The following is a 14,070-nucleotide window of genomic DNA, read 5'->3' as shown; positions in this document are numbered from 1 at the left end:
ACGTCGTACGCGAGGCGATCGTGCAGCAGAAGCGCCGCCTCGAAGGCCGCGGGCTCGCCGACGTGCGCCCCATCACCTGCGAGGTCGAGGTCCTGCCGCGCACGCACGGCTCGGCCCTCTTCACGCGCGGTGAGACGCAGGCGCTCGTGGTGGCGACGCTCGGCACCTCCTCCGACGAGCAGAAGATCGATGCGCTCATCGGCGAGCAGTACAAGAAGTTCATGCTGCACTACAACTTCCCGCCCTTCAGCACGGGCGAGGTCAAGTTCCTGCGCAGCCCCGGGCGGCGCGAGATCGGCCACGGGGCGCTCGCCGAGCGCGCGCTGGCGCCGATCCTCCCGAGCGAGGAGGAGTTCCCCTACACCATCCGCATCGTCTCCGAGATCCTCGAGTCGAACGGCTCCTCCTCGATGGCGACCGTGTGCGGCGGCTCGCTCGCGCTCATGGACGGCGGCGTGCCCATCAAAGCGCCGGTCGCCGGCGTGGCCATGGGGCTCATCAAGGAGGGCGGCGAGGTGCGCGTCCTCTCCGACATTCTGGGCGACGAGGACCATCTCGGTGACATGGACTTCAAGGTCGCGGGCGCGGAGGCCGGAGTCACCGCGGTGCAGATGGACATCAAGATCGGCGGCGTGACGCGCGCCATCATGCAGCAGGCGCTCGAGGACGCGCGTCGCGCGCGGCTCCATATCCTCGGCATCATGAACCAGACGCTGGCGCGTCCGCGCGGCGAGCTCTCCACGCACGCGCCGCGCATCGTCACCATCCACATCAAGCCGGACCGCATCCGCGACCTGATCGGCCCGGGCGGCAAGGTGATCCGCGGCATCACCGAGGAGACCGGGGTCAAGATCGACGTGGAAGACGACGGCACGGTCCTGGTCGCGTCCTCCGACGGCGAAGCGATGCAGAAGGCGCTCGACAAGATCCGCGCCATCACCGCCGAGGCCGAGGTGGGCAAGATCTACCGCGGCACGGTGCGCAAGATCGTCGACTTCGGCGCCTTCGTGGAGATCTTCCCGGGCACCGACGGCCTGGTGCACATTTCCCAGCTCGCCAAGGAGCGGGTGCAAAAGGTCTCCGACGTCATCAAGGAAGGCGACGTCATCCCGGTCAAGGTGCTCGAGGTGGACAGGTCGGGGAAGATCAGGCTCTCCCGCAAGGAAGCGCTCAAGGAGGAGGGACAGCAGGAGGCGCAACGGTAGGCGCATGCAGCTCACGCGGCTCCCGAACGGCGTCCGGGTGCTGTCCGAGCGCCTGCCCGACCTGACCTCGGCCACCGTCGGCATCTGGGTCGAGAACGGGTCGCGCTACGAGCGCGCGGAGCAGGCCGGCATCTCGCACTTCCTCGAGCACCTCTTCTTCAAGGGCACCGCCCGCCGCACCGCTGCGCAGATCGCCCAGGAGATCGACGCGGTCGGCGGCGTGCTGAACGCCTTCACCGGCAAGGAGTACACCTGCTACTACGCCAAGGTGCTGCGCGAGCACCTGCCGCTCGCGCTCGACCTGCTGGCGGACATCTTCACGCAGTCCACGTTCGCAGCGGAGGAGATCGAGCGCGAGCGGTCGGTGATCATGCAGGAGATCTCGCAGGTCGAGGACACACCCGACGATTACGTGCACGAGCTCTTCAACCTGGCCTTCTGGCCGGGGCACCCGCTCTCGCGCCCGATCGCAGGGACGGCCGAGACCGTGGCGCGCCTCGTGCGCGACGACTTCCTCCGCTTCCTCAAGGCCCGCTACCGGGCCGACCGCGTGCTCGTCGCGGCGGCGGGGGCGGTCGGCCACGACGACCTGCTCGCGGTCGCGAACCGGCACTTCGGCGCCCTCGCGGGCAGCGCCCCGGGCGTGGACGGCGGCCCGCCCGAGCCCCGCGCCGGCCTCTCCGTGCACGAGAAGCGCCTCGAGCAGGTGCACCTCTGCCTGGGCACGCCCGGGATCGCGCAGACCGACGCCGACCGCTACCCGGCGCACCTCGTGAACGTCGCGCTCGGCGGCGGGATGAGCTCGCGGCTGTTCCAGGAGATCCGCGAGCGGCGCGGCAAGGCCTACACGGTCTACTCGTTCCTCTCCTCCTACCACGACGCCGGCTACACGGGGGTCTACGTCGGCACCAGCGCGGAATGGACGCGCGAGGTGGTCGACGTGATCCGGGCCGAGCTCGGGCGGATGGCGCGCGACGGGCTCGCGCCCGACGAGCTCGCGCGCGGCAAGAACCAGATGAAGGGCAACATGCTCCTCGGCCTCGAGACCAGTGACAGCCGCATGAGCCGCATCGCGAAGAACGAGATCTACTTCGGGCGCGACGTGCCGCTCGAGGAGGTGGCGGCGGGCATCGACGCGGTGACCAACGACGACGTCCTGCGCGTCAGCCAGCGGCTGTTCCGGTCCGAGACCCTGGCCCTCACCGTGCTCGGCGATCTGAAGGGCCACGCGCTGGGCGACGAGGTGCTTGCGAGTTGACGGCGCCCCTCGCGGTCGACGTGGTACGCGTCCGCCCCGGGCGCGACCCGCTGCCTCTGCCGCGCTACATGACACCCGGGGCGGCCGGCATGGACCTGCTCGCCGACCTCGAGGCCGAGATCGTGCTCGCGCCGGGCGACCGGCGCCTGGTCCCGACCGGGCTCGCGGTCGCGATCCCGGCCGGGTTCGAAGGGCAGGTCCGGGCGCGGAGCGGCCTCGCCGCCCGCGACGGCCTCACGGTGCTCAACGGGCCCGGCACGATCGACGCCGACTACCGCGGCGAGGTGCGCGTCCTCCTCGTCAACCTCGGACGCCAGCCAGTGAGCGTCCGCCACGGCGACCGCATCGCGCAGCTCGTGATCGGGCCGGTCGCCCGCGTCGTCTGGCGCGAGGTCGCCACCCTCCCGGAGAGCGTGCGCGGCGCGGGCGGCTTCGGCAGCACCGGGGATCCGGGGCAGCGCAGCGTGCGAGATGAGGGCCCCGGAGGGAGCCGGAGCGAGGCTGAGCCGAGCCCGGCGACGGGGTCCGGGGCGGAGCGCAGCGTGCGAGATGGGGGCGTCGGAGGGAGCCCGAGCGAGGCTGAGCCGAGCCGGGCGACGGGGTCCGGGGCCATCGGAGGAGCGCAGCGCGCGGAGCGCGCGAGCACCGGACGGGGCCCCGGAAGTGATTGACCGCTACACCCGCCCGGAGATGGGCCGGCTCTGGTCCGAGGAGGCGTGCCTCGCGCGCTGGCTCGAGGTCGAGCTGGCCCTGGTCGAGGCGCTCGCGGAGCGAGGCGAGGTGCCGGTCGAGGCGGCGCGCACGCTCCGCGCCCGGGCTCGCGTCGACGCCGCGCGCATACGGGCGATCGAGGCCGAGGTGAAGCACGATGTGATCGCGTTCGTCTCCTCGGTCGCCGAGACGGTGGGCGACGAGGGGCGCTTCCTCCACCTGGGGCTCACCTCCTCGGACGTGGTCGACACCGCCTTCGCCCTCCAGCTCCGCGACGCGGCGGATCTCCTGCTCGCCGGCATCGACCGCCTGCGCGCCGCGGTCCGCGCCCAGGCGCTCCGCCATCGCCGCACGCCGATGATCGGCCGCACGCACGGCATCCACGCCGAGGTCATCACCTTCGGCCTCAAGTGCACGAGCTGGTACGCCGAGCTCCAACGCGGGCGCCGCGGGCTCGCCGCGGCGCGCGCTGCGATCGCCCACGGCAAGCTCTCGGGGGCGGTCGGCACCTTCGCCAACAGCGAGCCCGGGCTCGAGGCCGCCGTGCTGCGGCGACTCGGGCTTCGGCCGGAGCCGATCGCGACCCAGGTCGTGCCGCGCGACCGCCACGCGCGCTTCTTCGGCGAGCTCGCCATCCTCGCCGGGACCTGCGAGCGCATCGCGGTCGAGATCCGCCACCTCCAGCGCACGGAGGTGGGGGAGGTGCTAGAGCCATTCGCACCCGGCCAGAAGGGCTCCTCGGCGATGCCGCACAAGCGGAACCCGATCCTGGCCGAGAACGTGACCGGTCTCGCGCGCCTGGTGCGTGCCTACGCCGCGGCCGCGCTCGAGAACATGGCGCTCTGGCACGAGCGCGACCTCAGCCACTCCTCGGTCGAGCGCGTGATCGGCCCCGACGCCACGATCGTGATGGACTTCATGCTCGCGCGCCTAGCCGACGTGATCGAGGGACTCGAAGTGCGGCCCGAGGTGATGCGCGCGAACCTGGAGCGGCTGGGCGGCGCGATCTTCTCCGAGCAGGTGCTGCTCGCGCTCGTGCGTCGCGGGGTCAAGCGCGACGAGGCGTATCGGTGGGTGCAGCGCTGCGCGCAGGCGGGCGGCGACTTCCAGAAGCGGCTGGCGGCCGACCCCGACGTGTCCCGCCACCTGAAGCCGCTCGAGCTCGCCACCCTCTTTGACATCGAGCACCACCTGCGGCATACCCAAGCCCTCTTCTCGCGCGCCTTGGATGACGACCATGGATCGGGGTGAGCTGCTCTACGAGGGCAAGGCGAAGCAGGTCTATCGCACCGCCGACCCGGACCTCCTCATCCAGCACTTCAAGGACGACGCCACCGCCTTCAACGCCAAGAAGCGCGGCACGGTCGTCGACAAGGGCATCCTCAACAACCGGATGTCCGAGGTCCTCTTCCGCTTCCTCGAGGAGGAGGGCGTGCCGACCCACTTCGTGCGCCGCCTCTCCGAGCGCGACATGCTGATCCGCCGCTGCGAGATCGTGAAGATCGAGGTCGTGGCGCGCAACGTCATCGCCGGCAGCCTCGCCAAGCGCCTCGGGCGCGCGGAGGGCGAGCCGCTCCCCGAGCCCATCCTCGAGCACTACTACAAGGACGACGCGCTCGACGACCCGATGATCAACGACTGGCACGTCCGCTTCCTGCGCCTCGCCACACCGCAGGAGCTCTCGGTCATCAACGAGAGGGCGCTGCGCGTGAACGCCCTCCTCCGCGAGTACCTCGACAAGCGCGACATCGTGCTGGTCGACATGAAGCTCGAGTTCGGGCGCCACCACGGTAAGATCCTGCTCGCCGACGAGATCTGCCCCGACACCTGCCGCTTCTGGGACAAGGCGACCGGCGAGAAGCTCGACAAGGACCGGTTCCGGCGCGACCTGGGCGGCGTCGAGGACGCCTATCAGGAGGCGGCGCGGCGCATCTGCAGCGCGGCCGCCTGATGCCCCTGCTGGCGCGCGTCCACGTCACCCCGAAGCGCGGCATCCTGGATCCGCAGGGCAAGGCGGTCCAGAACTCGCTCCACGCCCTCGGTTTCGCCGAGGTGCAGGACGTGAAGGTGGGCAAGTACATCGAGCTCAGGCTCCGCGAGGCCGAGCCCCAGGCGGCCTCGGCCCGCGTGCGCGAGATGTGCGAGCGGCTGCTCGCCAACGGCGTGATCGAGGACTTCCAGTTCCAGCTCGAGCGGGACGGCCGCTGATGCGCTGGGGCGTGGTCGTCTTCCCCGGCTCGCTCGACGACCGGGACGCACTGCGCGCCGCGGGGTGCGTGCTCGGCGACGAGGCGGTGGCCCTCTGGCACAAGGACCGCGACCTCGGCGGCGTCGACTGCGTCATCCTGCCCGGCGGCTTCTCCTACGGGGACTACCTCCGCTGCGGCGCCATGGCCAAGTTCTCGCCCATCATGGAGGCCGTGGCGCGGCACGTCCGCGACGGCGGACTCGTGCTCGGCATCTGCAATGGCTTCCAGATCCTGTGCGAAGCGGGCCTCCTCCCCGGCGCGCTCGTGCGTAACCGCTCACTCAGCTTCGTGTGCGAGCCGGTCACGGTGCGGGTCGAGACGGCCGAGACCTTCTTCACCCACGGCTGCCGCGCGGGCGAGGTGCTCGAGCTGCCGGTGAAGCACGGCGAGGGCTGCTACGTGGCCGACGAGGCCACGCTCGCGGCGCTCGAGCGCGAGCACCGCGTCGTCTTCCGCTACACCGACCGCGCCGGGCGCCCCACGCCGGAGGCGAACCCCAACGGCTCGCTGCAAAACATCGCCGGCTTGTGCAGCGCCGAGCGGAACGTCGTCGGGCTCATGCCGCACCCCGAGCACGCCGTCGAGCACCTGACGGGCGGCGCGGACGGGCTCCGCCTCTTCCGCTCGGTCGAGGCCTGGGTGGCGCGTGGCGCGGCGGCAGGGCCGGCCGCGTCCGCGCCGGGATGAGCCGCGCGGTCAGCGCCGAGGTCGCGGACGAGCACGGCCTCACGCGCGAGGAGTGGGGGAGGATCGTGGCGCTGCTCGGGCGCCCCCCCACCCTCGAGGAGCTCGGCGTGTTCGCCGTCATGTGGTCCGAGCACTGCTCGTACAAGAGCTCGCGCGCCTTCCTGCGCCAGCTGCCCACCAGGGGCCCGCGGGTGCTGCAGGGCCCGGGCGAGAACGCGGGTGCGGTCGACTTGGGCGACGGGCACGCCGCGGTCTTCAAGATCGAGAGCCACAACCATCCCTCGTTCGTCGAGCCCTTCCAGGGCGCCGCGACGGGTGTGGGCGGCATCCTGCGCGACGTGTTCACGATGGGCGCGCGTCCGATCGCGAGCCTCGACTCGCTCCGCTTCGGGAGCCTGGACCACCCCCGCACGCCCTACCTGGTGAAGGGTGTGGTGGCCGGCATTGGGCACTATGGCAATTCAATTGGCGTCCCCACCGTGGGCGGCGAGATCTCCTTCGACCCGGGCTACGACCACAACATCCTGGTGAACGCCTTCACGCTCGGCGTCGCGCCGGCCGATCGCCTCTTCCGGGCGCGCGCCGCGGGGGTCGGCAACCCCGTCATCTACGTCGGCGCGCGCACCGGCCGCGACGGCATCCACGGCGCGAGCCTCCTCGCCTCGGCCGCGCTCGACGCGACCAGCGAGGAGAAGCGGCCGGCGGTGCAGGTGGGCGACCCGTTCACGGAGAAGCTCCTCCTCGAGGCGTGCCTCCAGCTCATGCAGGGCGACGACATCGTCGCCATCCAGGACATGGGCGCTGCGGGGCTCACCAGCTCGTCGGTCGAAATGGCGGGCCGCGGCGGCATGGGCATCGTGCTCGAGCTCGACCGGGTGCCGCTCCGCGAGGAGGGCATGACGGCCTACGAGATCCTCCTCTCCGAGTCGCAGGAGCGCATGCTTCTGGTGGCGCAGGCAGGACACGAGGCGGCGGTCGCCGAGGTGTTCGCACGCTGGGACCTGGAGGCCGCCGTGGTCGGCCGGCTGACGGACGACGGCGTGTTCCGCGCCCGCTGGCGCGGCGAGGAGGTGTGCGCGCTGCCGGTCGCGGCGCTGACCGAAGCGGCGCCGGTGTACCGCCGTCCGGCCGAGGAGCCGGCGCGTCTCGAAGAGCTGCAGCGCCTGGATCCGGCGGAGATCCCGGAGCCCGCGGACCACGGCCAGGCGCTGGTGCGGCTCCTCGAGAGCCCGAACCTGTGCGCGCGCGAATGGGTGTATCGCCAGTACGATCACCTGGTCGGCGGCAACACGGTCGTCCGTCCCGGGGCCGACGCGGCGGTCGTGCGCCTCGAGGGGACCCGGCGCGCACTCGCGCTCACCGTCGACTGCAACAGCCGCTACTGCCGCCTCGACCCCTACCTCGGCGCCGTGCTGGCGGTGGTGGAGGCCGCGCGCAACCTGGTCGCCGTCGGCGCGCGCCCACTCGCGGTCAGCGACTGCCTCAACTACGGGAACCCCGAGAAGCCCGACGTCATGTGGGAGTTCCAGCAGGGCGTGCAGGGCATCCGCGATGCGTGCGTCGCGCTCGACACGCCGGTGGTGAGCGGCAACGTGAGCTTCTACAACGAGACCGAGGGGCGCAACATCCCGCCCACGCCCACCATCGCGATGGTGGGGCTGCTCGACGACGTCGAGGCGCACCTCACGCCGTGGTGGAAGGCCGAGGGCGACGTGATCGTGCTCCTCGGCCGCACGCGCGAGGAGCTCGGCGCGAGCGAGTACCTGGCGGTGCTCCACGGCCTGGTGCGGGGCGCGCCCCCGTGGATCGACCTCGAGGCCGAGAGGCGGCTCCACCGTCTCTGCCTCGCGGCCGCCGAGGAGCGGCTGCCGCGCTCTCTGCACGACGTGGCCGAGGGCGGGCTCGCGGTCGCCCTCGCCGAGTGCTCGTTCGGTGGGCCCGGGCTCGGGGTGCGCGTCGACCTGGAGCAGGGCATGCGGACCGACGCGCTCCTCTTCGGGGAGAGCCAGTCGCGCATGCTGCTCTCGCTCCCACGGCGCCACCTGGGCCGGCTCCGCGACCTCGCCCGGCGCGAGGACGTGCCGCTCACCATCCTGGGCGAGGTGCGCGGGCGGAGCCTGGTGATCGGGGACGTGATCGACCTGCCGCTCGAGGCGACGCGCGAGCGCTGGCGGCGCGCGCTCGAGCGGCGGCTGGGCGGCTAGCGGTATACTTGGCGGGCGGCGTCCGCTAGAGTGCGTGGACCGGAGCGATGTTCGACAAGTTCCACGAGGAGTGCGGTGTCGTCGGCGTCTACGGCCATCCGGAGGCGGCCACCCTCGCGTACCTGGGCCTCTACGCCCTGCAGCACCGGGGCCAGGAGTCGGCGGGTATCGTGGCCTCGAACGGGGAGGCCCTCATCAGCCACCGCGGCATGGGCCACGTGGCGGAGATCTTCGACCAGGAGATCCTGGGGCGCCTCGGGGGCCGGCTCGCCATCGGCCACAACCGCTACTCGACCAGCGGCTCGACCGTGCTCAAGAACTGCCAGCCGTTCGTGGTCGAGTGGGCGCAGGGCGCGCTCGCCATCGCGCACAACGGCAACCTCGTGAACGCCGACGAGCTGCGCAGCCGGCTCGAGGCGCGCGGTTCTATCTTCCAGTCGACGGTCGACAGCGAGGTCATCATCCACCTGATCGCCGCCTCGTCGGAAGCCACGCTCACCGGGCGCATCATCGACGCGCTCAGCCAGGTGAAGGGCGCCTACTCGCTCGTGTTCCTGACCAAGAACCGGATCATCGCGGCGCGCGACCCGCGCGGCTTCCGCCCCCTCGTCCTCGGGCGGGTCGGCGATGCGCTGGTCGTCGCCTCCGAGACCTGCGCCCTCGATCTGGTCGACGCGCGCTACGAGCGCGAAATCGAGCCGGGCGAGATCGTCACCGTGAGCGAGCGCGGCCTCGACTCCGTGCACCCGTTCCCTCGGCAGGAGACGCACGCCTGCGTCTTCGAGTACATCTACTTCGCACGCCCCGACAGCCGGGTCTTCGGGCGCAACGTGTACGAGGTGCGCAAGACGCTCGGCCGCGAGCTCGCGCGCGAGAGCCCGGTCCCGGCCGACATCGTGATCGCCGTCCCCGACTCGGGCGTGCCGGCCGCGATCGGCTACGCCGAGGAGGCGCGGCTGCCCTACGAGATGGGCCTCATCCGCAACCACTACGTCGGGCGGACGTTCATCGAGCCCTCCAGCTCGATCCGGCACTTCGGCGTCAAGGTCAAGCTCAACGCGCTGCGCGAGGTGCTGGCGGGCCGGCGCGTGGTGGTGGTCGACGACTCGATCGTGCGCGGGACGACCAGCCAGAAGCTCGTCGCCATGATCCGGCAGGCGGGGGCCCGCGAGGTCCACGTGCGCATCAGCTCGCCGCCGACGACGCACCCCTGCTTCTACGGCATCGACACGCCGACGCGCGCGGAGCTGATCGCCTCGTCGCACTCGGTGGCGGAGATCCGCGCGTACCTCGGCGCCGACTCGCTGGCGTACCTGAGCGTTGCCGGCATGTACGCCTTCGCCGGCCAGCGGGCGAACTTCTGCGACGCCTGCTTCACCGGCAACTACCCGATCCCGCCGGGCGAGGAGGTGCCGGTGCGGCAGCTCCACCTCTTCGAGGCCTGCGACCGGTAGGGTGCCCCGGGCGCCGGGGGAGCAAGCCTTGTCCTGGTCGCGCTTCCACTTCTTCCCGCTCGCGCTGCCGTTCGTCCTGGCGCTCTTCCTGCTCGTCGTCTTCCTCGTCGCCTTCATCGAGGTCGGTATCCTCGGCTACGCCTACGAGAAGGTGGGGGTGGACCGGCGCTGGGTGTTCACCCTGCTCATGCTCTCGCTCGCCGGGAGCGGCGTGAACATCCCCGTGGCCGAGCTGCCCGCCGAGCGCGTGCTCTCGGGCGACGAGATCGTCTTCTTCGGTATGCGCTACGTGATCCCGGTGGTCGAGAACTGGCCGCGCACGGTGATCGCCGTCAACGTGGGCGGGGCCGTGATCCCGACGCTGCTCTCGCTCTACCTCGTCGTGAAGAATGGGCTCTGGGTCCCGAGCCTGGCGGGCATCGGCGTGGTGGCGGCCGTCGTCCACGCCATCGCCCAGCCGGTCCGGGGCGTGGGCATCGCGGTGCCGACCTTCGTCCCGCCGCTGGTGGCGGCCACAGCCGCCCTCGCGATGTCGCGGGGCTCCGCCCCCGCGCTGGCCTACGTGGCCGGCAGCCTGGGGACGTTGATCGGTGCCGACCTGTTGAACCTCGGCCGCATCCGGGGGCTGGGCGCGCCGATCGCGTCGATCGGCGGCGCGGGGACCTTCGACGGTATCTTCATGAGCGGGATCCTCGCCGTCCTGCTCGCCTGACCGGCGGCGGCGCGGCCGGCGGAGACGGGACCGCGGCGTCGCTACCGTCCGCCGCCGCCGTCCGCCGCTCAGGCGAAGGCGCGCCGGGACGGGGCCAGCACCTCGACGCCCGCGCCGTCCTGCCGCCGCACCACCGTGTCGTGCGCCCAGGCCGGGTCCGGGCGCGGGTGATCGATCGTGTAGTGGAGTCCGCGGCTCTCGCGGCGGCTGCTGGCCGAGACGATGATCAGCTCCGCCACGGTCGCGATGTTGCGCAGCTCGATCAGGTCGCTGGTCACGACGACGTCGCGGTAGTACTCGCGGATCTCCTCCTGCAGGAGCGCGATGCGCGTGCGGGCGCGGGCGAGGCGCCGGTCGCTGCGCACGATGCCGACGTAGTTCCACATGAAGCGGCGGATCTCATCCCAGTTCTGCGTGACCACGACCGACTCGTCGCTGTCGGTGGCGCGGCCCGCGTCCCAGGGGCGGATGTCCGGCCAGCGCCGGCGATCGTCGCGCAGGCGTGCGCAGGCGTGGGTCGCGGCGCGGTGCGCGAACGCCAGCGCCTCGAGGAGCGAGTTCGATGCCAGGCGGTTGGCGCCGTGCAGGCCCGTGCACGCCACCTCGCCGCAGGCGTAGAGGCGGTCGAGGGCGGTCGCGCCGTCGAGGTCCGCGACCACGCCGCCGCAGACGTAGTGCGCCGCGGGCACGACCGGGATCGGCTGCCGCGTCATGTCGATCCCGAAGCGGCGGCAGGTCTCGTACACGGTCGGGAAGCGGCCGCGCACGAAGTCCGGGTCGCGGTGCGAGATGTCGAGGTACACGCACTCGAAGCCGTGGACCTTCATCTCGTTGTCGATGGCGCGCGCGACGATGTCGCGCGGCGCGAGCTCGGCGCGCGGATCGTAGCGCTTCATGAACGTCTCGCCGTCGGGCCGGCGCAGGATCGCCCCTTCGCCGCGCAGCGCCTCGGTCACCAGGAAGGACTTCGCTTCGGGGTGGTAGAGGCAGGTCGGGTGGAACTGGAAGAACTCCATGTTGGCGATCGGCGCGCCCGCCCGGTAGGCCATGGCGACGCCGTCGCCGCTCGCGACGTCCGGGTTGGAGGTGTAGAGGTAGACCTTGCCCGCGCCGCCGGTGCAGAGGAACGTCGCGCGCGCAGGGAAGCGGTGCACCCCGCGCCCCTCGCGGTCGAGGACGTAGGCGCCCCAGCAGACGGGGCGCTCGCCGCGCTCGAGGAGGAGATCGACGGCGAGGTGGTTCTCGCGGATGCTGATGTTCGGCGTGGCGCGCACCGCCTCGCCGAGGGCCCGGATCACCTCGCGCCCGGTCGCGTCGGTGGCGTGCAGGATGCGCCGCTTCGAGTGACCGCCCTCGCGTCCGAGGTCGTACTCGTGGTCGTCGGGGTCGCCGCGCAGGTCGAAGTTGGTACCGAGGGCGATCAGGTCGCGCACCCGGTCCGGACCCTCGCGCACCACCACCTCGACCGCGTCCCGGTGGCAGAGCCCGTCGCCGGCGGCGAGCGTGTCGGCGATGTGCGACTCGAAGCTGTCCTCCGGGCTCCAGACCGAGGCGATGCCGCCTTGTGCGTAGCGGCTGTTGCTCTCCGGGAGCCGGTCCTTGGTGACCAGCACGACGCTCCCGGCGCGCGCGCACTCGAGCGCGCAGGTGAGGCCGGCGATGCCGCTGCCGAGCACCAGGAAGTCGCTCTCGACCGGCACGGCAGCCCAGCTTCCCGTGCCCGTCCGGCCGGGTCAAGCGCCTGACGCCCGCCCGGCGCCCAATGATTGACCCCGCCGGGGCCGTCCCGTATCGTGAATTTCGCTATGCAGGTGGCGGTCTGGGGGGCGGTGAGCGCGGCCGCGCTCGGTTTCGTCGTGCCGGCGAGCGCCGACATCTATCGCTACCGCGACCGCTCGGGCACGCTCGTCTTCACCAACGCGCCCGCGACGCCGGCCGCGCGCCTCATGCGCGAGCTGCCGCCGGCGCCTCGCATGCTGGTGCCGCTGACGCGCGAAGCGTTCCTGGCCGAGCTGGCCAAGCCCGTCCCGCCGCCGATCCCGACCTCCTACGACCGCCTGATCCGCGAGATTGCCGAGCGCAACAATGTCGAGTATGCGCTGGTGAAGGCCGTGATCAAGGCGGAGTCGGACTTCGACCGGCTAGCGGTCTCACGCAAGGGTGCGCTCGGGCTGATGCAGCTCATGCCGGAGACGGCCGCGCAGCATCAGGTGCGCGACGTCTTCCTGCCCCGCGACAACATCGAGGGCGGGTGCCGCCACCTGCGCATGCTGCTCGACCGGTACGGGGGCAACCTGCCCCTCGCGGTCGCGGCCTACAACGCCGGTACCCGGACCGTCGAGGATGCGGGCGGCGTCCCGCCCATCCCCGAGACGCGGGAGTACCTGGCGCGCGTGCTCCGCTACCGGCTGGCGTACCTGCGGGAACGAGCGGGTGTCCTCGCCCGCCGCTGACGCCGTGGGGCGCGGCACGCGCGCGGCCGCGCTGCCGAACCTGCTCACGCTGGTGCGCGTCGGGCTCGTCCCGGTGCTGGTGGTGGCGCTCCTCTGGTCGACGCCCGCCGCCCGCGCGCTGGCGGCGCTCGCCTTCCTCGTCGCGTGCATCACCGACTTCCTGGACGGCTGGCTCGCGCGCCGCCACGGCATGACGACGGCGCTCGGGCAGCTCCTCGACCCGCTCGCCGACAAGCTCATCGTCGCGGCTGCCCTCATCATGCTCGCCGCCGTCCCGCCCGAGCCGCGCGTGCCCGCCTGGATGGTGGTGGTGATCGTGCTGCGCGAGCTCGCCGTCACGGGCCTCCGCGGCATCGCCTCGAGCGGCGGCGTCACGCTCGCCGCGCAGGAGCTCGGCAAATACAAGATGATCCTCCAGGTGTTCGCGCTCGAGGCGCTCCTCCTCCACTACCGCTATCCGATCCCGGGCACTGGCCTCGAGATCGACTTCCACGCCGGCGGCATGCTGTTCCTGTGGATGGCGCTCGCGCTTGCGGTGTGGTCGGGCGTCGACTACTACGTCCGCATCCTGCGCCAGCTCCGGCTCGACTGAGCGCGTGTGGTTGACTGCGGTGATGCCGGAAGGCGTTGCCCCGGGCGCATTGGAAGCCTCGCCGGCAATCTGCGTCAAACTCGCAGGCGGTGCGGTCCCAGCAGCGCGGTGGCGTCTCTCGTTGTTTGCGCTACTCCTCTGCGCCCTCCTGGCCTCTGGTCTGGCGTGGGCGCGCAACGAACGGCAGCACCCGAACGGCGCGCCCTTCAAACACAAACTCGCGAACGCCAGGAGAAAGCTCCAACACGTCATCGTGATCATGCAGGAGAATCGCTCCTTCGACAGCTACTTCGGCACCTACCCCCATGCCGACGGCATCCGCATGCGCCACGGTGTGCCCACGGTCTGTGTGCCCGATCCCGGGAGTGGGCAATGCGTCAGGCCTTTCCACGATCCCAACGACGTGAACCTCGGGGGCCCTCATGGGGCGGCGGACGCGGTCGCGGACCACGATGGCGGTATGATGGACGGCTTCATCGCCCAGGCCGAGAAGTCAATGCCGAATTTGCCGCCGGACATGATGGGCTACCACGCCGCGGGCGAGA

The 14,070-nt window shown here is 71.7% G+C and carries 14 protein-coding genes; 13 read left to right on the top strand and 1 reads right to left on the bottom strand.

Annotated features, from left to right (window positions below; translation table 11 throughout):
- From pnp to E6J59_06095, 10 genes are all read left to right on the top strand, one after another.
- Positions 1 to 1,205 (top strand): polyribonucleotide nucleotidyltransferase (gene pnp / locus E6J59_06140; GenBank protein ID TMB21350.1); only part of this gene is annotated, 1,205 nt, incomplete at its 5' end.
- A gap of 4 nt (positions 1,206 to 1,209) precedes the next feature.
- Positions 1,210 to 2,463 (top strand): insulinase family protein, encoded by a 1,254-nt coding sequence (locus E6J59_06135; GenBank protein TMB21349.1) that lies wholly within the window; start codon positions 1,210 to 1,212, stop codon positions 2,461 to 2,463.
- Complete coding sequence (locus E6J59_06130) at positions 2,460 to 3,134, top strand: dUTP diphosphatase (GenBank protein TMB21348.1); 675 nt, start codon at positions 2,460 to 2,462, stop codon at positions 3,132 to 3,134. The genes E6J59_06135 and E6J59_06130 overlap by 4 nt, the downstream gene beginning before the upstream one ends.
- Entirely contained in the window at positions 3,127 to 4,425 is a 1,299-nt protein-coding gene (locus E6J59_06125) for an adenylosuccinate lyase (protein ID TMB21347.1), read from the top strand. The genes E6J59_06130 and E6J59_06125 overlap by 8 nt, the downstream gene beginning before the upstream one ends.
- A complete protein-coding gene (locus tag E6J59_06120; protein TMB21353.1) occupies positions 4,412 to 5,125 on the top strand; it encodes a phosphoribosylaminoimidazolesuccinocarboxamide synthase in 714 nt (237 codons plus the stop codon). The genes E6J59_06125 and E6J59_06120 overlap by 14 nt, the downstream gene beginning before the upstream one ends.
- Positions 5,126 to 5,130: 5 nt before the next feature.
- A complete protein-coding gene (gene purS / locus E6J59_06115; protein ID TMB21352.1) occupies positions 5,131 to 5,382 on the top strand; it encodes a phosphoribosylformylglycinamidine synthase subunit PurS in 252 nt (83 codons plus the stop codon).
- Positions 5,382 to 6,110: a phosphoribosylformylglycinamidine synthase subunit PurQ gene (gene purQ / locus E6J59_06110; protein ID TMB21346.1), complete on the top strand. Its 729-nt coding sequence runs from the start codon at positions 5,382 to 5,384 to the stop codon at positions 6,108 to 6,110. Before purS ends, purQ begins: the two co-directional genes overlap by 1 nt.
- Positions 6,107 to 8,314: a phosphoribosylformylglycinamidine synthase subunit PurL gene (purL, locus tag E6J59_06105; GenBank protein TMB21345.1), complete on the top strand. Its 2,208-nt coding sequence runs from the start codon at positions 6,107 to 6,109 to the stop codon at positions 8,312 to 8,314. Before purQ ends, purL begins: the two co-directional genes overlap by 4 nt.
- Before the next feature lie 47 nt (positions 8,315 to 8,361).
- Positions 8,362 to 9,768, top strand: coding sequence for an amidophosphoribosyltransferase (locus E6J59_06100; protein ID TMB21344.1), 1,407 nt, complete (start codon positions 8,362 to 8,364; stop codon positions 9,766 to 9,768).
- 28 nt (positions 9,769 to 9,796) lie between these two features.
- A complete protein-coding gene (locus E6J59_06095) occupies positions 9,797 to 10,480 on the top strand; it encodes a DUF1614 domain-containing protein (protein TMB21343.1) in 684 nt (227 codons plus the stop codon).
- Positions 10,481 to 10,548: 68 nt separating this feature from the next.
- Here the strand turns inward: E6J59_06095 and nadB are convergent, their stop codons facing one another.
- A complete protein-coding gene (gene nadB / locus E6J59_06090; GenBank protein TMB21342.1) occupies positions 10,549 to 12,180 on the bottom strand; it encodes an L-aspartate oxidase in 1,632 nt (543 codons plus the stop codon).
- A 93-nt stretch (positions 12,181 to 12,273) separates the two neighbouring features.
- Between nadB and E6J59_06085 the strand changes: the two genes are divergently transcribed.
- From E6J59_06085 to E6J59_06075, 3 genes are all read left to right on the top strand, one after another.
- Positions 12,274 to 12,933 carry a lytic transglycosylase domain-containing protein gene (locus E6J59_06085; GenBank protein ID TMB21341.1) on the top strand — a complete coding sequence of 220 codons (660 nt, stop codon included), beginning with the start codon at positions 12,274 to 12,276 and terminating at the stop codon, positions 12,931 to 12,933.
- On the top strand, positions 12,824 to 13,525 hold the full coding sequence (gene pgsA / locus E6J59_06080) for a CDP-diacylglycerol--glycerol-3-phosphate 3-phosphatidyltransferase (protein ID TMB21340.1): 702 nt from the start codon (positions 12,824 to 12,826) through the stop codon (positions 13,523 to 13,525). The genes E6J59_06085 and pgsA overlap by 110 nt, the downstream gene beginning before the upstream one ends.
- Before the next feature lie 22 nt (positions 13,526 to 13,547).
- A partial coding sequence (locus tag E6J59_06075; protein ID TMB21351.1) for a hypothetical protein occupies positions 13,548 to 14,070 on the top strand: 523 nt, incomplete at its 3' end.

The sequence above is a fragment of the Deltaproteobacteria bacterium genome (assembly GCA_005879795.1).
Classification (GTDB): Bacteria; Desulfobacterota; Binatia; order DP-6; family DP-6; genus DP-6.
The sequence above is the reverse complement of the archived record's forward strand: the minus strand, read 5'-3'. Positions and strand labels throughout refer to the sequence as shown.